This is a genomic window from Acidimicrobiales bacterium, assembly GCA_035540975.1.
GTDB lineage: Bacteria > Actinomycetota > Acidimicrobiia > Acidimicrobiales.
Genome location: DATLFN010000154.1, coordinates 1 through 18,181, shown reverse-complemented (window position 1 = coordinate 18,181; position 18,181 = coordinate 1). Strand labels below are relative to the sequence as shown.

Here is an 18,181-nt window from a genome sequence, read left to right as displayed (position 1 = left end):
GTCCTCACGCGGCGCCCGCTTGGTGCCGCGGTCACGATCGTTGTTGCGGGCCATCAGAAGGGCTCCTCGTCGAATGCGTACCCGCCGGTCCCCTGGGGAGCCGGTGCCTGCTGGCGGCCGGCGTCACGATTCCCGCCGAACCCGCCCTGGCCGCTGCCCCCCTGGCCGCCAGCAGGCACCGGCTCCCCAGGGGACCGGCGGGTACGCATTCGACGAGGAGCCCTTCTGATGGCCCGCAACAACGATCGTGACCGCGGCACCAAGCGGGCGCCGCGTGAGGACCGCCGACGCGGTGGCAAGAAGAAGGTCTGCATCTTCTGCACCGAGAAGATGGACTGGGTCGACTACAAGGAGGTCAACATCCTCCGCCGGTTCATGTCCGACCGGGGCAAGATCCGGGCCCGGCGGGTCACGGGGAACTGCACCCAGCACCAGCGCGAGGTGGCGGTCGCCATCAAGACGGCCCGGGAGCTGGCCCTCCTCCCCTACACGCAGCGCACGGTCACCGAGCGCACCGGAGGCCGCGGCGGCGGCCGCGGCGGGGCTCGTGGCGGGCCCGGCGGTCCCGGCGGGGGTCGCGATTCGGCGCCGCCCCGCCCGCCCACGCCGGATGCCGACGCCGACGGTGGGGCGCCCGTTGTCGACGCGGCGGCCGGCGCGCTGGTCGATGCGGGGGAGGCGTAGATGCGGGTCGTCCTGCGGACCGACGTGGGCGGCGTCGGCAAGAAGGGGGACATCCTCGAGGTGGCCGACGGGTTCGCCCGGAACTTCCTCCTGCCCAAGGGCCGCGCCATCGTCGCCACCCCGGGCGTGCAGGCCCAGGCCGACGCCATGCGCCGCTCGCGCGACGTCAGGGACGCCCGGGACCGGGAGGGGGCCGAGGCGGTGGCCCGCAAGCTGGTGCCGCTGGTGATCCGCATCGCCGCCAAGGCGGGACGCGAGGGCCGCCTGTTCGGCTCGGTCACGGCGGCCGACGTCGCCGAGGCCGTCACCGCCCAGGCCAACGTCGAGCTCGACCGGCGCAAGCTCCACATCGAGGAGCCCATCCGCACGGTCGGGTCCCACGAGGTACCGGTGAAGCTCCACGCCGACGTCGAGTTCCGGCTCAACGTGGAGGTCGTGGCCAGCTAGCGCCGTGACCAGAACGTTTGCCGCATCGCTACCGCAGGGGTCCGCGGCCGCCCTCGCCGCCGGAGGCGGCCTCTGCGGTGCGGACACCGGGAAACGACAGGGGGAGGCGGCGCGAGCTTTGCTCGCCCGCCGGAGCACGAACCAACTCGACCGAATCATGAGCCAAGCGAACGGATGAGGTCGAGGCACTAGCTGGGCTGTCCCACCCTCCTCGTACACTACGAACGCAAGTTCGACGTCGGTGCACGGGAGGGAAATCGCCGGTGAATTCCCCAGGAAGCGCCCCTAGCGTTCAACAGCCGACCTCCACTTGGATGCGCTGATGGCCCAGGCGATCGGCGACGTGGTGCGCATCCAGCCCCCCGGGGGCCGCGGCCGCGCCGTTCCCCACGACCTGTCGGCCGAGGAGTCGCTGCTCGGCGCCATGCTGCTGTCGAAGGACGCCATCGTCGAGGCGGTCCAGATCTGCGGCGCCGACGACTTCTACAAGCCCGCGCACGGCCACGTCTTCGAGGCCGTGTGCTCCCTGTACGCCCAGGGTGAGCCCGCCGACCCCGTCACGGTGGCCGACGAGCTGCGCCGGGCCGGCCTGCTGGACGCCGTCGGCGGCCCCGCCGTCCTGATCTCGCTCCAGGCGAACACGCCGGCCATCGGCAACGCCCCCCGCTACGCCCGCATCGTCGAGGAACACGCCCTGCTGCGCCGCCTCATCGCGGTCGCCGGGGAGATCGCCGAGCTCGGCTACGCCGTGCCCGACGACGTGGCGGCGGCCGTCGACCGGGCGGAGACCCTGGTGTTCGCCCTGGGCCAGCGCCGGGTCGCCGACACCATGGCGCCCCTGCACGACCTGCTCCAGAAGAGCCTCGACCACCTCGAGGCCCTGTACGAGCGGGGCGAGGCCATCACCGGCGTCCCCACCGGCTACGCCGACCTCGACGAGCGGCTGTCGGGGCTCCAGCCGTCCAACCTCGTCATCATCGGGGCCCGCCCGTCCATGGGGAAGACCAGCTTCGCCCTCGGCCTGGTGGCCCACGCCGCCATGGACGCCCGCACCCCCGTGCTGTTCTTCAGCCTGGAGATGTCGCACCACGAGATCACCCAGCGCCTGCTGTGCGCGGAGGCCCGGGTCGACGCCACCCGGATGCGCAACGGCCGCCTGCTGGAGACGGACTGGCCCAAGATCAGCCACGCCATCGGCCGCCTGGGCGAGGCGCCGATCTTCGTGGACGACAACCCCAACCTCACGATCATGGACATCCGGGCCAAGGCCCGCCGGCTCAAGAGCCGCGAGGGCCTCGGCCTGGTGGTGATCGACTACCTCCAGCTCATGACGGGCCGGTCGAACGCCGAGAACCGCCAGGTCGAGGTGTCGGAGATCAGCCGTGGCCTCAAGATCCTCGCCCGCGAGCTGGAGGTGCCGGTGGTCGCGCTGTCGCAGCTCACCCGCGGCCTGGAGGCCCGGGCCGACAAGCGCCCGATGCTCGCCGATCTCCGGGAGTCGGGATCCCTGGAGCAGGACGCCGACGTCGTGATGTTCCTGTACCGGGACGAGGTCTACAACCCCGAGTCGCCGGACCGGGGCACGGCCGAGGTCATCGTCTCCAAGCACCGCAACGGCCCCACCGGCGTCTGCCAGCTGGCCTTCTTGAGCCAGTACACGCGATTCGCCAGCATGGCCCGCATCTGACCCCGGGTCGGGCGGCCCCTCCCCGGCGATATGTGCCCCCCGGGGGTATTGCGGGCGGGCCCCTGCCACGTCATCGTCGAGGGAGGAGCCCTCGCACGAAGGCGGCGGCGATGACCATCCTCGAGCAGTTCGAGACCCGCGAGGACGCCAGGCGGGCGTGGCGGCGGGTGCCGAGCGGGCTGCCGATGCGCTGCCGGCGCCTGGCCCGGATCGAGACCGACGTCTCCGTCGAGACGGTGGACGTGTCCCCCGGCGGCGTGCGCCTGCGCTGTGGCGGGCTGATCCCCGGCGACGTGGTGCTGTGCTCCGTCGACGGCCCTGCCGGGACCCTGTCGCTCAAGGGCCTGGTCGTCCAGACCCGGCCGGGGCCAGGCGGGCCACCGTTCGCCCACGTGGCCTGGGTGGACGTTCCGCCCGAGGACCGGCGCGCCCTGCTGGACCTCAACGACGCCGCCCGGGGCGCAGGGCCCCAAGCGGGCGCCGGCGCCTGACGGGCCGCCGCGACCCGGCGCCAAGCCGAGCGCGGGAGCCGCCGCGCGCCTCGCCGGTGAGAGGACGGAGGCAGGGCCGGGGTGCGGGCCGCCGGCTGTCGCCGGGCCGCCGCCGGGGAGGGATCCCCGACCCTGCCGCCGTCGCGCCGTCTCGGGGGGCGCAACGAATGCATCGTCCCCGCCTCCGACCACCTTGAGTGGTAATCCGGCGCGGGGGCCGGGCATCCGGCCGGCACTAGCCTCGACCCCGATGCCCGCCCGCCAGGCCGCCGAGGGGGTCCGCGGTGTTCCTGGGTGAGGACCTGCTCCCGTTGCTCGTGTTGGCCCTCGGGGCGGCCATGGTCGTGGGCAACGGCCTGGCCCTCGTCCGGCCGCCGGTGTCCCCCGAGGACGGCGAGCTCGAGCGCGCGCCGGCCGGGCGCAGCCTCGTGATGATCGCCGTGGGGCTGATGGCCGCCGTGTGGGCGCTGGCGTCGCTGGTCAGCGGCTGAGCGCCGCCGGGGTCAGCCCCCGCCCCGCTGGAGGCCCTCGACCACCTTCTCGATGTCCTCACGGGGGAACCTCCGGTGCCCACCGAGGGTGAGGACATGCGGCAGCTTGCCTTCCGTCGCCCACCGGACGACCGTCTTGGTGGAGACATGGAACAGATCGGCAACCTCCGCCACCCGGAGGTACTCCCGCTTTCCCGCCCTCTGCCGCTCCTCAGCGCCCGCCATCGCCATCGTGCCTCCCGGCGCTCTCGCGCCTTGCTCGGGGGGAACCGGCCCGATCGCGGCAGTTTTGGCCCTGATCGCGCGAAACCCCACCCAAGTCTACCCGGGTCGGTCGAATCGGCGCATCAGGCGGTTGACCCAATTTGCCGCGGACGCCGCGAACCGCCCGCGCGCGCGGCTGGGGGTGCCGGTGGCGCGACACTGGCCCCGCGCCCATGCCGCCGCCGTCCCCCTCACGCGCGCCGCTGTCCGACCGGCTCGACTCGGCCCTGCTGGCCCTCGCCTCGGGCCGGCGCCGGCCGCTGCTCGAGCTGGCTCGCGACGTCCCCGGGGTGGCCGCCGAGATGGCCCGCCAGTTCGCCATGGCGCCGGCCGCCGTCGCCTACGACCTGTCGATGCTCCACGCCGCCGAGTTCGAGCAGCGGACCGAGGCCCTGACCGCCCGGTACGACCCGCTCCTGCTCGAGCGGGCCGGGCTGGGCCCGGGCGACGCCGTGCTGGACGTCGGCTGCGGCGCCGGCGGGTTCACCGCCGAGCTGGGCCGGGCGGCGGCCCCCGGGCCGGTCGTCGGCATCGACGTCGCCCCGCCGCTGGTCGCCCGGGCCCGGCAGCGGCTGCGGGGCGCCGGCGTCGGCAACGTGACGATCGTCGAGGGCGACGCCGCCGTGCACGACTTCGAGGCGGGCTCCTTCGACGTCGCCGTCAGCCGCTTCGCGGCCATGTACTTCGGCCACCCGGTGCCGGCGTTCGCCAACCTGGCCCGGACCCTGCGTCCCGGCGGTCGCCTGGCCCTGCTGGTGTGGCGGGCCCTGGAGGCGAACGAGTGGCTGGAGGCGGTGGGGGAGGCGCTGGCCGGGGGACGGCCCGTGCCCGAGCGCCCGGCGGGCGACCCGGGGGCGTTCGTCCTGGCCGACGAGGCGACCGTGCGGGCCGTCCTGGCCGAGGCCGGCTTCGACGACGTCGCCGTCGACGCCGTCGACGAGCCGGTGGTGTTCGGCGCCGACGTCGAAGAGGCGTTCGCGTTCGTCAGCACCCTCGACCTGTCCCGTCGGATGCTCGAGGGGCTCGACGCGCCCTCGCGGCGGGCGGCCCTGGACCGGCTGGGCGACGTCCTGGTCGCCCACGGCGGGGACGAGGGCGTGCTCTTCGGCTCCGGCGCGTGGGTCGTCTCCGCCGCCGCCCGGAGCGAGGTTCAGCCCAGCCGGAGCACGGGCCAGCCGCCGGCGGCCGCCGCGTCCCGCAGCCGGCGGTCGGGGTTGACGGCCACCGGGTGGCCGCAGGCGGCGAGGAGCGGAAGGTCGGACCCGCTGTCGGCGTAGGCGACGGCCCGGTCGAGGTCGACCTCTCCCAGCTCGTCGCGTAGGCGCTCGAGCTTCCCGGAGCCGTGGCAGAACGCCCCGTCGAGCCGACCCGTGAGGCGGCCGCCGACGACCTCCACCCGGGTCCCGATGGACCGGTCGGCGCCCAGGCCCGCCCCCACCGCCTCGACCAGCTCCTGGGGGCTGGCCGAGAGGACGACGCAGACGTCGCCGGCGGCGTGGTGGCGGTCGATGAGCCAGCGGGCGGCCGGGTGAGCGCCGGACGCCAGCCGGACGCCCACCTCGCGGGCGACGGACGCCAGCTGGTCGCCGTCGCGGTCGGCGGACGCTGCCAGCACGCGGTCGCGGACCCGCTCGATGCGGGAGTCCGGGAGGCCTCGCCGGGCGAAGACGGCGGCCACGAGGGCGTGGCGGGCCACGACGGTGCGGTCGATGACGCCCCGGTCGGCCAGGACGCGGCCCAGCTCGAAGAGGCTGGAGCCCGGGAGGAGCGTGCGGTCGAGGTCGAACACGGCCAACCGGCCGGTCGGGGGGCGGCGCCGGGCGCGCGGCCGAAGCGGAGCGACGGTGGTGTTCGTCATGCCGGGATGGTGACGGCCGGAGGTTGCGGCCGCATGACGGCCGCCGACCGGGCGCGTGAAGGTCTGCGGACGCCTTCGTGGCGGTCGGAGCAGAAATCCCTGAAGCGCCCGGTCCGTCCGGCCGACACAAGAGTGCCGGGACCCGAGCGACCGGGAGGGTCATTCGTTCCGCCGGCGCCTGGAGACGCGAGCACATGTCACTGACCGAACCCACCGCCCGCCCGGCCGTCGCGGGCGACGAGGCGCCCGCCGACCGGCCCGTCCGGATGCCGGCCGAGTCGCCCGGGACGTGGAGCCAGCTGCGTTCGCTGTCCGTCGTCCGGGCGGAGGGGGCCGCCGACTGGGCCGACGACGACCGCCTCGACGAGCTGTTCTCGGCGTGGGCGAGGGCCGCGGTGGCGACCGACGCCGGCCCCGACGGCTTCGCCGCCGCCGCCGACGACCCGTCGCGACCGGCCCCGGCCGAGCCGACGGCGGTGCCCGCCACGGGGGCGCCGCCCACGCGACCGGAGCGGGAGCCGGCCGGCTGGCCCACCCTCGACGCCCACGACGCCCACGACGCCGTCGATGCCGGCCCCACCGCGGCCGACGAGGCGAGGGCACCGGAGAAGCCGGTCACCGCGTGGAGCAGGACGGACGACGACATCATTCCCACGCGCCGCCGGAGCCGCGGCGGCCACCGCCGCTGGGGGCGCCGCCGGGGCTAGCCCCCGGTGCCGCCCGCCGCCGGAGCCTCACGCCGGAGGTGCTCGGGCAGGTGGAGGGAGGGGTCGACGGGCGGCTCCCCCCGCAGGGCGGCCCGCACGGCCAGGTAGTCGCGTGCGGCGGCGACGTCGTGGACGCGCAGGATCGACGCTCCCGCGTCGACGCCCTCGCCGATGGCGGCCAGCGTCCCTGCCAGCCGCCCCCGCGGCGCCCGGCCGGTGAGCGCACCGACGAAGTCCTTTCGGGACACCGCCAGCAGCAGCGGCCGGCCGAGGGCCGTGAGGTCGCCCAGCCGGCGGAGGACCTCGACCGTCTGCGCCGGCGTCTTGGCGAAGTCGGGGCCGGGGTCGAGCACGACGGACTCGGGGCCGACGCCCTGTACCACCGCCTCGTCGGCACGCTGCTCGAGGAACCGGCGCACGTCGCCGACCACGTCGTCGTAGGCGGGGAACTGCTTGACCTTGGGCCGGGCGCGGGTGTGCATGACGACCAGCCCGGCGCCGAAGCGGGCGCATTGCCCGGCGATCTCGGGGTCGGCCAGGCCGCTGACGTCGTTGATCAGGTGGGCGCCCGCCTCCAGCGCGGCCCGGGCCACCGGCGCCTTCCAGGTGTCGACCGACACGATGGCGCCCCCCGCCACCAGCTCGCGGACCAGGGGCAGGATGCGGGCGGTCTCCTCGTCCGGCTCGAGGGGCGCCCGGTCGGTGACGCCGGACTCACCGCCCACGTCCACCAGGTCGGCACCCTGCTCCAGCAGCTCGGCGGCCCGGGCCATCCGGCGGCCCGGCGTGGCCATGTCCGGCCCGTCGGAGAACGACTCGGGGCTGGCGTTCACGACGCCCATCACCAGGGGAGCTCCGGGCCGGATCTCCAGCGTGGTGCCCCGCAGGCGCAGGCGGAGGGCCGGGCGGCCGCCCACCGTCAGCCGGGCGCGCCGGCGCGGGCGAGCACGGCGTCCAGCACGGCCCCCGCCTGGTGGCGCAGGTCGGCCAGCGGGCGGTTGCGGTGGACCCGCTCGCCCAGGTCGACCTCGGCCACGGCGCCGGCACCCCACCGCCGGTAGACGTCGATCAGGAGGGCGATCTCGATGGCGTAGCCGTCCTCCAGGGCCACGCCGTCCAGGGCCGACCGGCGCACCGCCGTCTCGCCGGCCAGGGGCTGGCCCACGCCGGCCAGCTCGGGGAAGAAGCGCTCCAGCAGGGGGCGGGCGACCAGCTCGGTGACCCGACCGCCCTCGCCGGCGACGCCGTGGAGCGCCCGGCGGTAGGCGCCCTTGACGAGCTGCACGGAGGGGTCGTACAGCAGCGGGGCGACGAGGGCGGTCACGAAGCGCTCCGAGAAGTTCGCCACGTCGGCGTCCACGAAGACGACCACGTCGGCGACGGTGGCGGAGACGGCGGCGGCCAGTGCCTGGCCCTTGCCCGGCCCCGTCGGCGCCACGAGCACCCGCGCCCCGGCGGCGGCGGCCAGGGGGCCGGTGGCGTCGACCGAGCCGTCGTCCACCACCACCAGCTCGTCCACCAGCCCGGCAGCGGCGAGGCGGCGGGCGACGCGGACCACCGACGCGATGGTGGCCGACTCGTTGCGGGCCGGGATGCAGACGGCGACGGTGTGGCCCCCCTTGGCCGCCACCAGGTCGGCCACGGTCGCGCCGGCGATGGCGCCGGCGCCGGCGGGGGGAGCGAGCAGGGTCACGCCCGGACGCCGGCCAGGGCGAGGAACTCGGCGCGCGATCCCGGGTCGTCGCGGAGCAGGCCGTGGAGGGACGACGTGACGGTCCGTGACCCGGTGGCCTGCACGCCCCTCAGCGTCATGCACAGGTGCTCGGCCTCGACGACCACGCCGACACCCTTGGGGTGGAGGTGGTGCACCAGCCAGTCGGCGATCTGCTTGGTGAGCCGCTCCTGCACCTGGAGGCGGCGGGCGAACAGCTCGACCACCCGGGCCAGCTTCGACAGCCCGACGATGCGCTCGCCCGGCAGGTAGGCCACGTGGGCGACCCCCTTGAACGGGAGGAGGTGGTGCTGGCAGAGCGAGTGGAACGGGATGTCCCGGGCGATCACCAGCTCGTCGTACCCCTCGTCGTTCGGGAACGTGGTGACGCTGAACGGCCGGGGCGACAGGAGCTCGTCGAAGGTGGCGGCCACCCGGCGGGGGGTGTCCCGCAGGTGCTCGTCGTCGAGGTCCTGTCCCAGGGCGGCCAGGAGGTCGGCCACGGCGCGCTCGGCCGCCGGCAGGTCCACGTCGGCGCCGCCCTGCACGAGCCGCAGCTCCGGCGCCCGGACCACGGTGACCTCGGCGGTGCGGTCGGCCGGGATGATGCCCATCGGGGTGCTCCTTGTCTCGCTGGCCTCTTGTCGGTGGCGTCGGACGAGCCGACGGTAGGCGCCCGGTCGGGCGTGGACCGGACGGGGTCGCCGATGTAAACTGAACTCATGCTGATCTTAGACTACCGGGCGGCGCGGTGAGCGCGTCGCCGCCCCGGTCGTTCGACGACCAGGTGGTCGCCGTGGCGCTGCTCAGCGAGCCCGTCCGCCGGTCGCTGTACTCCTACGTCTCCTCCCGGGCCGGTGACGTGGGCCGCGACGAGGCCGCCGCCGCCGTCGGCATCGACCGCAGCCTCGCCGCGTTCCACCTCGACAAGCTGGTCGAGCGCGGCCTGCTGGAGGCGTCGTTCCGCCGGCTGACGGGCCGCACCGGGCCCGGCTCGGGCCGGCCGTCCAAGCTGTACCGGCGCTCGGCCGTCGACCACGACATCACGCTGCCGCCCCGGCGCTACGGGCTGGCCGCCCGCCTCCTGGCCCAGGGTGTGGAGGCGGCGGCCGGGGCCACGCCGGCACCGGAGGCGGTCGACGGGGCGGCGCGGCGCTTCGGCCGGGGCCTGGGGACGTCGATCGGCGAGGGGCTGGCGCCGGGCACGGCCCCCGACCGGTGCGCCGTCCTCTCCGAGGCGCTGGGGAGCTACGGGTACGAGCCGTTCGACGACGACGGCGTCCTCCGCCTGCGCAACTGCCCGTTCCACGCCCTGGCCGAGGAGCACCGGGCGCTGGTGTGCGGCATGAACCGGGCGCTGCTGGAGGGCGTGGTCGAGGGGCTGGGGGCGGAGGGCCTGGAGGCGCGGCCGGAGTTCGAGCCGGGCCACTGCTGCGTCACGGTGACCATCGGACCAGAAGGGAGCTGACGTGCGGGCACTGTCGTTCCGGCCCTCGCTCACCATGCGGGGCCGCAAGTTCAAGGGTCTGCGGGGGTGGGCGGGGAAGCCGCTGCACCCGCCGCTGACCGACGTGCCGGTCGGTGCCTACGTGCTGGTGGCCGCCTTCGACGTGATCTCGTTCCTGGGGAGCGACCAGGAGTGGGCCCGCGACTTCTTCCGCGCCGGTACGTTCACCCTGGTCGGCGGGTTCGTCGTCGGCCTGGCCGCCGCCGCCACCGGTTTCTGGGACTGGCTGAAGTCCACCCAGAAGGGCACGCAGGCCCGGCGCACGGTGAACGCCCACGCGTGGACGATGGTGGCGGTCACCGTCGGCGTGCTGGTCGGCGTCGTCCTGCGCCTGGGCACGTTCTCCGACGAGGCGTCCACGCCCGGGCCGCTGCTCGTGCTCAGCCTCGTGGTGTTCGTGCTGACCACGCTCGGCGGCACCATCGGCGGTTCGCTCGCCTACGACTACGGCTTCAACGTCGAGACGGCGGGCGACCACCCCGTCTGGCACGAGTCCGAGGAGGACGTCTTCCCCGGGCAGCACTGACCGGGGGCGGCGTTCCGGACCGTCGCCCAATGGGTAGGGCGGGGCGGTGGACAACGACCGGCCCGCCATCCTCGTCGACGTCGACGGCACCCTCGTCGACACCAACTACTTCCACGCCGTCGCCTGGTGGCGCGCCTTCCGCGACATCGGCGAGGACGTCCCCATGAGCCGCATCCACCCGCTGATCGGCATGGGGTCCGACCAGCTGGTGCACCGCCTGATCGGGCGGGAGAGCGAGGAGGCGAGCGACGCCCACTCGCGGCGGTACGAGCCGTTCAAGCAGGAGATCACCGCCTTCCCCCGGGCGGCCGACCTGCTCGCCGAGCTGGCCCGCCGGGGCGCCCGGGTCGTGCTGGCCACGTCCTCGGACGAGGAGGACCTGGCCCGGCTGCGCGAGGCGGTGGGGGCCGACGACGCCGTCGAGGGCGCCGTCTCCAAGGGCGACGTGGCCCACAGCAAGCCGTCACCCGACATCTTCGAGGCGGCGCTCCAGAAGTTCGACCTGGGCCGGGGCCGCACGATGGTGGTGGGCGACACGCCGTGGGACGTCGAGGCGGCGGCCAAGCTCGGGCTTTCGACCGTCTGCGTGCTCACCGGCGGCGCCACGAGGGAGCAGCTGGAGGAGGCGGGGGCGGTCGCCGTCTACGAGGACGTGGGCGAGCTGCTCGACCGGCTCGACGAGTCACCGCTGGCCAAGGTGCTCGAGGGCTGAAGGCCGGCGACCCCTGAGCGCCCGGCCGACGGCAGCGGCGCCGGGTCCCGCGGCGCCGGCCGACCGGCAGCGCCGCCGCCGGCGGAACCACCCGGGCCCGCCTCAGGGGCCGGCCGTCCTCCGGGCCTCGGCGGCGATCTCCACGTCCTCCCGGGCCGCCACCACGCACACGACCGGTTGGGCGCCGCGGGGCGACACCACCCGGTCGCCGCCCGCCTCGCCGTTCGCCCCCGGGTCGACGGCGGCGCCCAGCCACGCCAGGCGGGCCACCGCGTCGGACCGCAGGCGGGCGTCGTTCTCGCCCACCCCGCCGGTGAACGCGATGGCGTCCAGCCCGCCGGCCGACGTCGCCATGGCGGCGACGGCGGCGGCCAGCCGGTGGAGGTAGACGTCGAGGGCGAGGCGGGCGGCCCGGTGGCCGGCGTCCGCCGCCGGGTACAGCTCGCGCGGGCTCGAGCCGGTGCCCGAGAGCCCGAGAAGCCCGGACTCCCGGTCCAGGGCCGTCTCCATGTCGTCCGGATCGAGACCGGCCCGGCGCTGGAGCCACAGGAGGGCGCCGGGGTCGACGGCACCCGACCGGGTGGCCATCACCAACCCGTCCAGGGGCGTGAACCCCATGGTGGTGTCGACCGATCGACCGGCGACGACGGCGCACAGCGAGGCGCCCGCGCCGAGGTGGCAGGTCACCACCCGGAGCGACTCCGGTGGTCGCCCGACCAGCGCCGCCGCCCGCCGTGCGGCGTAGGCGTGGCTGAGCCCGTGGAACCCGTAGCGCCGCACGCCCCAGCGCTCCCGCCACACGGCCGGCACGGCCAGGGTGGACGCCTCGGCCGGCATCGTGGCGTGGAAGGCGGTGTCGAAGCAGGCGACGTGGGGGACGGCGACGAGCCGGCGGGCGGCGCGCAGGGCGGCGACGGCGGGCGGGTTGTGCAGCGGCGCCAGGTCGCCCAGGTCGTCGAGCTCCTGCTCGACCGCGTCGCCCACGACCACGCTCGCCCGGAACCGGTCGCCGCCGTGGACCACCCGGTGGCCGACCACGTCCACGTCACCCGACGACGCCAACGCCCGCAGGTGGCGGACCAGGCCGGCCACCGACGACGGGTCCGCCATGGGGCCCAGGTCGGCGCGGAAGGCGACCGCGTCGTCCCCGCCGAGCAGCCGGAGCTTGACGCTGCTCGACCCGGTGTTCACCACCAGGACGCGGGTACCCGCGGTCACGAGCCGGCGGGGACCTCGCCGAAGCGGCGGCCGCTGAGCCGCCGGGCGCTGATCCTCAGCCAGTGGGGCTTGTCGCCCGGCGCCCGCGGGTCGACGGGAAGGTGGCGGAGCGACTCCGAGTGGTCGTCGAGCGAGTCCGTGATGTCGAACGCCGGTCCCTGCGCCAGCACGCTCCAACCCCACGCCCCGGCGGGGTCGGCGGCGTCCACCTCGAAGGCGACCATGGTCAGGGGGATGTCGGAGAGCTTGGTGCCGGCGCCCGTGCGGACCACGATGCTCGGCTCGTCGAACACATAGTTCACGGGCAGGATCACCGGCCACCCCTCGCCGGAGACGAAGCCGAGCCGGCCGAGCGAATGACGCGCCAGCAGGGCGCGGCACTCGTCCTCACCGAGGACCGTGAGGCCGCGGCCGCGACCGCCGGCCTGGTCGTCGTCGGGCACGGGCCCGGTCACGGCCGGCGCGCTCCGCTCACGCCTGGGCCGGGCTCTGGGGGACCCGCCACTCGAGCACGAAGCCGCCGTTGGCGCTCCCCGACATCTCCAGGCGCCCGCCGTAGCGCTCCGCCCGCCTGGCGATGTTCCGCAGGCCCAGCCCGCCGCCCGGCTCGGGCAGGGCGGCGTCGGTCCTGCCGATGCCGTCGTCCTCGACCCGCAGCACGATGTCGCCGCCCAGCTCGGCCTTGACGGTCACGTCCACCCGGCGGGCCTTGGCGTGGCGGGCCACGTTGGTGAGCGCCTCCCGCAGGACGGTCTGGAGGTCGGCGGCGACGGCGGCCGGCACGGCGGTGTCCAGCGGGCCGTCGAACAGGACCCGGGCCTCGAACCCGAGCGGCCCGGCCGCCTCCCCGGCGACCGACAGGACGCGGGCACGCAGCCCGCCGGCCGAGGGCCGGGACGACTCCAGGCCGAAGATGGCGGACCGGATGTGCTTGACGGTGAGGTCGAGGTCCTCGACGGCCTGGCCGATGCGGGCCGCCACCTCGGGGCGCTGGGCCAGGCGGGCGGCGCCCTGGAGCGACAGGCCGGTGGCGAACAGGCGCTGGATCACCGTGTCGTGGAGGTCGCGGGCGATGCGCTCGCGGTCCTCGAGGAGGGCCAGCTCCTGGACCCGGGCGTGCAGGCGGGCGTTCTCGATGGCGATGCCGGCGGCGGCGGCCAGGGCGACGACCAGCTCCTCGTCGACGTCGGTGAACACCTCGGCCGTCGTCTTGTCGGTGAGGTACAGGTTGCCGAAGACCTCGTCGCGCACCCGCACCGGCACGCCGAGGAACGACTGCATGGGCGGGTGGTTGGGCGGGAAGCCGTAGCTGTCTGGGTGCTCCCGCAGGTCCGGGAGCCGGATGGGCTTGGGGTCCACGATGAGCAGGCCGAGGATCCCGTGGCCGCGGGGCAGCTCGCCGATGGCCCGGTGGACCTCGTCGTCGACGCCCACGGTGATGAACTCGGCCAGGCTGGTCCGGCTGGCGTCCAGCACGCCGAGGGCGCCGTACTCGGCGTCGACCAGCTCCACCGCCGCCGACACGATGCGGTGGAGCATCGTGGTCAGGTCGAGGTCGGAGGTGACGCTCAGCACGGCGTCGAGCAACCGTCGCAGGCTCCTCGGACCAGCCGCCCCGACCATGCTCACCAGCCTATGGAGGTTCGGCACGGCAGAATGGCGCCATGCCGACGCGCGTGTTCCTGCTCGACGATCACGAGGTGGTCCGCCGGGGTCTCCGGGAGCTCCTGGAGGCCGAGGACGACCTCGTGGTCGTGGGCGAAGCCGGGACGGCGGAGGAGGCGCTGCGCCGGGTCCCGGCCACCAGCCCCGACGTCGCCGTGCTGGACGTACGGCTGCCCGACGGCGACGGCGTCGAGGTGTGCCGGGACATCCGCTCGCGCCACCCCGAGGTCAACTGCCTGATGCTCACGTCGTTCGCCGACGACGAGGCCCTGTTCGCCTCCATCATGGCGGGGGCGGCGGGTTACGTCCTCAAGCAGGTCAAGGGCGCCGACCTGGTGGACGCCGTGCGCCGGGTGGCGCGCGGCGAGTCGCTCCTCGACCCGGCGGTGACGCAGCGGGTGTTCGAGCGCCTGCGGTCCCGCCCCGAGGACGACGAGCTGGCGTCGCTCACCGAGCAGGAGCGGCGCATCCTCGACCTGATCGCCGAGGGGCTCACCAACCGCCAGATCGGCGACCGGATGTTCCTGGCCGAGAAGACGGTGAAGAACTACGTCTCCAACGTGCTGGCCAAGCTGGGCATGAGCAGGCGGACCGAGGCGGCCGCGTACGCGGCACGGCTGGCCGAGCGCAAGGGCGGCTCGGACCGCCGGTAGCGCCAACGGGACCGACGATCCGGGTCGACCCGGGCGACAAGGTGCGCGTGGTGCTGAAGAACGAGCTCCCCGAGTCGACGGTGGTCCACTCCACGGCATCGACCTCCCGAACGCCATGGACGGCGTGCGTCGAGAGCTGACCTCGGGGGACCCGAGCGGCCCCTCCGGTTCGCGCATCCTCAGCAAATCTTCAGCCTCGGCGGCCCCGGCGGGAATTACGCTTTGGCTGTTCCGCCGGGATTTCGCCACTGGCGGGCCGGGAGATTGGGGAACCGGGGATGGTGCCGCGATTGCTGGCGCGTCGTTGTTCTGCTCGTGCTCGGGGGAACGGGCGGCGAGGCGAGGGTGGGTTCACGCTCATCGAGCTCCTGGTCGTCGTCGTCATCCTCGGGATCCTGGCCGGGGTGGTGGTGTTCAGCGTCGGGGGGGTGACCGACCGTGGCGAGTCCTCGGCCGTCAAGACCGACGCCCGCACGATCCGCACGGCGCAGGAGGCCTTCTTCGCCAAGAACGGCTTCTACGGCACCGAGGAGCAGCTGGTGGAGCAGGGGTTCCTCAGCTCACCGTCCACCACGCACGACGTCGTCGTCTCCTCGGGGCCGTCGTGCGGTCCCGCCGGGTCGTGCTTCGTGATCACCTGCCAGGTCGACACGGGCTGCGGGGCGTCGTCGACGCCGGTGCTCGGGGGGACGCTCGTCATCAACAACGGCTCGTCCTCTCCGGGCCAGGCGCTGAACCACTCCGTCAACACGGCGAGCGACGTGGTCAGCAACGGAGCGGACATGTTCAACGGCCTGTTGCGCTACGAGCGCGACGGGAGCCTGGGGGGCGACCTTGCCCTGAGCTTCACCGTCGACAACAACGTTCCGTCCTCCTCGAACGCCAACTGCGCGGCCGCAGCGTGCGACGCCGTCACCACGGTCGCCACCTTCGTCCTGCGGCCGGGGGTGAAGTTCCACGGCGCCGACGCCACCAGGCCGGGCGACGGCGAGGTGCTGGAGCCCGCCGACGTCGAGTTCAGCTTCTCCCGGGCGATCCTCGCCGCCCACAGCCGCACCCGAGCCCTCAACCCGGCGCTCGGTGTGACGGGGCAGACGACGAGCACCGTCGTCCCGCCGGAGGCCATCCAGACGCTCCCGCCCTCGCCCGGCAACGGCGGGACGGTGAAGTTCAACCTCCGGCAGATATTCGCCCCGTTCCCGTTCGCCCTCACCGTCACCGAGGCGCCGATCATCTCGGAGACGGCCTACGGTCCCTGCTTCTCCGACGGGTCCCTCTTCAACTCGCCGCCGACCACGCCGATCTGCCCCGCCACCGTCAGCCCCGTCGGCACCGGTCCGTTCCGGTTCAAGTCCCTCGGGAGCGAAGGCGTCCGCACGGTGAAGAACCCCGACTACTTCCGGGTCGACGGCGCCGGAAACCGCCTCCCCTACCTCGACGAGGTCTTCAAGAAGGTGGTGTCCGGCAACGCCGCCACGTCGCTGGAGTCGGGAGCGGTCGACGTCGCCAACGTGAACGTCGCCGACGTCGTCCGCTTGCGGAGGAACACCACCATCGAGATCGCGTTCCCCCGCAGCACCAACATCCAGACCATCGGGCTCAACATGACCAAGCGGCAGGCCGGATCGGCCACCGCCGCCCCTCCGCCGCCGGGCGGGACGCAGGCCGTCGGCCTGCCTCCCGAGCAGGGCGGCTACCCGCCCAGCAGCCCCTACTTCGGCCAGAACAAGGCCGGTTCGAACGAGAACGCACCCCCCCACAGGATCCTCGGGGACAGCCGGGTCCGGGAGGCCATCTTCAAGGCGCTCGACCGGCCCAAGATGTGGAACGACGTCTACTTCCAGACCGGGCGCGTGGCCGACGCCCCCATCCACAGCAGCTTCGCCCTGCCCAACGGCGGCGCCTACCAGGGCCCCCAGCCGCTCCCCACCTTCGACCGCGCGGCGGCCGGGGCCCTCCTCTCGGCGGCCGGCTGGTCCGACACGGGCAACCCCGACGGGTTCCGCCGGGCGCTGAACCACCCCAACGAGAACAACGCCGATCCCGAGCTGGTGGTCCCCGACGGCACCAAGCTGGCGCTCGAGTACATCCACGCCACGGGCGGCGAGAACCTGGCAACGGAGATCAAGGCCCAGCTGAAGACCATCGGGATCGACGTCACCACCATCAGCGCGAACAACGGCAGCGTCGTCGCCCCCCGCATCTTCCATGCCCGCACATTCGACATGGGCGGGTACTCCAACAACAACGGGGCCGAGCCGCAGTTCGGCGCCCGGCGCCTCGTCCACACCGACCAGGTGATCCAGAGCAACTCATTCGCCAACGCCTCGGGGTACAAGAGCACGCTGATGGACCAGCTGTGGCTGGAGGCCAGCAAGGCGCCGGACACGGCCACCTACCAGGCCAAGTTCCTCCAGATCCAACGGATGATCCTCGGCCTGTCCACACCGGGCGGCCCGCCGCTCACCGCCCTCGAGATCAACCAGAAGCTCCCGGTGGTCCACGTCATGGAGACCGTGAACATTCGGGGCGCCCGGGCCAACTGCGGCGGCTTCAACCACGGCGACACCGGCCTGTACATGGAGTCCGCGCACTGCAAGAGGACCTGACGGCGACGGGCCCGGCCAGCCTCCGAGCCGTCGTGGCGGCCCCTTGACCGAGCCGCTCGACCTCTCCAAGGTCGGCGCCGAGCCGCCGGCGCCTGCGCCCGGCGGCCCCCGCCGCCGGCCGCCGGGCCGCGCCCGTCGGCGGGTGCTGCCGGCCCTCGCGCTGGTCGCTGCGGCGGCGGCGGCGTTCGTCGTGCTCGGCCCGTTCGGCGGCGAAGGCGACGGCGGCGAGGGTGCGGCGGTGGACGAGGTGTCGGGCTACTGCGAGGCGGCCGCCGAGGTCGACCGGGTCGCCCAGGAGACGGGGGCGGCAACGGCGCCGGGCGTCTACGACGGCCCGCCGGAGGCGATCGACGCCCTCGTCGCCCAGGCGGACGGGAGCCTCGACGACCTCCGGTCGACGGCGCCCGAGGCGGCCCGCGACGACGTCGCGACGGTCGTCGACGGTCTGAGGGCGGCGGCGGCGGGGAACGCCGAGGCCGTCCGGGACGCCGCCTTCACGGCGGCGGCCACCCGTGCCACCCGGCAACGGCTGACCGAGTGCGGCAGCTCCGCCGGGACCAACGGGGGCGACTGAGACCACGCCGTTCGTGACGGCGGACCGGCCACCGCGCCCGGCGGAATGGCGGCCTTCGTCGACCTGTATCCTCGTCACCGGACGACCGACCAGCCCGCCGGGCCGGTCTGGCGCAATACGACCCGACTCGGACGCCGGTCGGGCGCCGGGCGGAGAGAACCGCGAGCGAGGGAGACGGAGTGACTGCTTCCACGTGCCGAGCCTGTGGCGTGCCCGTCGAGGAGGACGCCGCCGCCTGCCTCGAGCACGGTGGGCCGGGCCGGTCCGGGGACCCGGGCTCGCCGGCCGCGCCGCCGTGGGGCGATCCCCTGCGGGACGACGACTGGTCGGGGCCGGCGACCGACCCGTCGTCGTCCCGCAGGGGATCGCCCCACGGC

Annotated in this window: 19 protein-coding genes and 2 pseudogenes; 13 read left to right on the top strand and 8 right to left on the bottom strand. The window is 74.6% G+C overall.

Annotation, left to right across the window (positions count from 1 at the left end):
* Positions 1–228 precede the first annotated feature (228 nt).
* The 5 genes and pseudogenes from rpsR to VM242_15515 all read left to right on the top strand — a co-directional run bounded on the left by rpsR (position 229) and on the right by VM242_15515 (position 3,800).
* Positions 229–489 (top strand): annotated as a pseudogene (gene rpsR, locus VM242_15535) (30S ribosomal protein S18).
* A gap of 195 nt (positions 490–684) precedes the next feature.
* Entirely contained in the window at positions 685–1,131 is a 447-nt protein-coding gene (rplI, locus tag VM242_15530) for a 50S ribosomal protein L9 (GenBank protein ID HVM06572.1), read from the top strand.
* Positions 1,132–1,453: 322 nt separating this feature from the next.
* Positions 1,454–2,818 (top strand): replicative DNA helicase, encoded by a 1,365-nt coding sequence (gene dnaB / locus VM242_15525; GenBank protein HVM06571.1) that lies wholly within the window; start codon positions 1,454–1,456, stop codon positions 2,816–2,818.
* A 110-nt stretch (positions 2,819–2,928) separates the two neighbouring features.
* The gene (locus tag VM242_15520; GenBank protein ID HVM06570.1) at positions 2,929–3,309 is read left to right on the top strand and encodes a PilZ domain-containing protein; all 381 of its coding nucleotides are present in this window, start codon (positions 2,929–2,931) and stop codon (positions 3,307–3,309) included.
* Positions 3,310–3,593: 284 nt separating this feature from the next.
* Positions 3,594–3,800 carry a hypothetical protein gene (locus VM242_15515; GenBank protein HVM06569.1) on the top strand — a complete coding sequence of 69 codons (207 nt, stop codon included), beginning with the start codon at positions 3,594–3,596 and terminating at the stop codon, positions 3,798–3,800.
* A 12-nt stretch (positions 3,801–3,812) separates the two neighbouring features.
* Here the strand turns inward: VM242_15515 and VM242_15510 are convergent, their stop codons facing one another.
* On the bottom strand, positions 3,813–4,025 hold the full coding sequence (locus tag VM242_15510; protein HVM06568.1) for a helix-turn-helix domain-containing protein: 213 nt from the start codon (positions 4,023–4,025) through the stop codon (positions 3,813–3,815).
* Positions 4,026–4,237: 212 nt separating this feature from the next.
* Here VM242_15510 and VM242_15505 point away from each other — a divergent pair.
* Positions 4,238–4,966, top strand: a pseudogene (locus tag VM242_15505) (methyltransferase domain-containing protein).
* Between the two features lie 248 nt (positions 4,967–5,214).
* Here the strand turns inward: VM242_15505 and VM242_15500 are convergent.
* Entirely contained in the window at positions 5,215–5,922 is a 708-nt protein-coding gene (locus VM242_15500) for an HAD family hydrolase (protein HVM06567.1), read from the bottom strand.
* Between the two features lie 194 nt (positions 5,923–6,116).
* On the opposite strand from VM242_15500, the gene VM242_15495 reads away from it, so the two are divergent.
* Complete coding sequence (locus VM242_15495) at positions 6,117–6,629, top strand: hypothetical protein (GenBank protein ID HVM06566.1); 513 nt, start codon at positions 6,117–6,119, stop codon at positions 6,627–6,629.
* On the opposite strand, the gene folP is transcribed toward VM242_15495, so the two are convergent.
* The 3 genes from folP to folE are packed head-to-tail and all read right to left on the bottom strand — an operon-like array spanning position 6,626 to position 8,954.
* On the bottom strand, positions 6,626–7,546 hold the full coding sequence (gene folP, locus VM242_15490; GenBank protein ID HVM06565.1) for a dihydropteroate synthase: 921 nt from the start codon (positions 7,544–7,546) through the stop codon (positions 6,626–6,628). The two genes, VM242_15495 and folP, sit on opposite strands and share 4 nt — an antisense overlap.
* Before the next feature lie 2 nt (positions 7,547–7,548).
* Entirely contained in the window at positions 7,549–8,322 is a 774-nt protein-coding gene (locus VM242_15485; GenBank protein ID HVM06564.1) for a glucosyl-3-phosphoglycerate synthase, read from the bottom strand.
* Complete coding sequence (gene folE / locus VM242_15480) at positions 8,319–8,954, bottom strand: GTP cyclohydrolase I FolE (protein HVM06563.1); 636 nt, start codon at positions 8,952–8,954, stop codon at positions 8,319–8,321. The genes VM242_15485 and folE overlap by 4 nt, the downstream gene beginning before the upstream one ends.
* Before the next feature lie 137 nt (positions 8,955–9,091).
* On the opposite strand from folE, the gene VM242_15475 reads away from it, so the two are divergent.
* From VM242_15475 to VM242_15465, 3 genes are read left to right on the top strand one after another with little or no spacing between them, the layout of a single operon-like run.
* Complete coding sequence (locus tag VM242_15475) at positions 9,092–9,808, top strand: transcriptional regulator (GenBank protein HVM06562.1); 717 nt, start codon at positions 9,092–9,094, stop codon at positions 9,806–9,808.
* Between the two features lies 1 nt (position 9,809).
* Positions 9,810–10,373, top strand: coding sequence for a DUF2231 domain-containing protein (locus VM242_15470; protein ID HVM06561.1), 564 nt, complete (start codon positions 9,810–9,812; stop codon positions 10,371–10,373).
* Between the two features lie 46 nt (positions 10,374–10,419).
* Entirely contained in the window at positions 10,420–11,085 is a 666-nt protein-coding gene (locus tag VM242_15465) for an HAD family hydrolase (protein HVM06560.1), read from the top strand.
* A 102-nt stretch (positions 11,086–11,187) separates the two neighbouring features.
* Here VM242_15465 and VM242_15460 read toward each other — a convergent pair whose 3' ends face one another.
* The 3 genes from VM242_15460 to VM242_15450 are packed head-to-tail and all read right to left on the bottom strand — an operon-like array spanning position 11,188 to position 13,890.
* Positions 11,188–12,303 carry an acetate/propionate family kinase gene (locus tag VM242_15460; GenBank protein HVM06559.1) on the bottom strand — a complete coding sequence of 372 codons (1,116 nt, stop codon included), beginning with the start codon at positions 12,301–12,303 and terminating at the stop codon, positions 11,188–11,190.
* The gene (locus VM242_15455; protein ID HVM06558.1) at positions 12,300–12,758 is read right to left on the bottom strand and encodes a pyridoxamine 5'-phosphate oxidase family protein; all 459 of its coding nucleotides are present in this window, start codon (positions 12,756–12,758) and stop codon (positions 12,300–12,302) included. The genes VM242_15460 and VM242_15455 overlap by 4 nt, the downstream gene beginning before the upstream one ends.
* 16 nt (positions 12,759–12,774) lie before the next feature.
* Positions 12,775–13,890: a GAF domain-containing protein gene (locus VM242_15450; GenBank protein ID HVM06557.1), complete on the bottom strand. Its 1,116-nt coding sequence runs from the start codon at positions 13,888–13,890 to the stop codon at positions 12,775–12,777.
* Positions 13,891–13,967: 77 nt separating this feature from the next.
* On the opposite strand from VM242_15450, the gene VM242_15445 reads away from it, so the two are divergent.
* The 3 genes from VM242_15445 (at position 13,968) to VM242_15435 (ending at position 17,804) form a co-directional block, all read left to right on the top strand.
* Positions 13,968–14,621: a response regulator transcription factor gene (locus VM242_15445; protein HVM06556.1), complete on the top strand. Its 654-nt coding sequence runs from the start codon at positions 13,968–13,970 to the stop codon at positions 14,619–14,621.
* A gap of 278 nt (positions 14,622–14,899) precedes the next feature.
* Positions 14,900–17,230 carry an ABC transporter substrate-binding protein gene (locus VM242_15440; protein ID HVM06555.1) on the top strand — a complete coding sequence of 777 codons (2,331 nt, stop codon included), beginning with the start codon at positions 14,900–14,902 and terminating at the stop codon, positions 17,228–17,230.
* 43 nt (positions 17,231–17,273) lie between these two features.
* Positions 17,274–17,804 (top strand): hypothetical protein, encoded by a 531-nt coding sequence (locus VM242_15435; protein HVM06554.1) that lies wholly within the window; start codon positions 17,274–17,276, stop codon positions 17,802–17,804.
* Positions 17,805–18,181 lie beyond the last annotated feature (377 nt).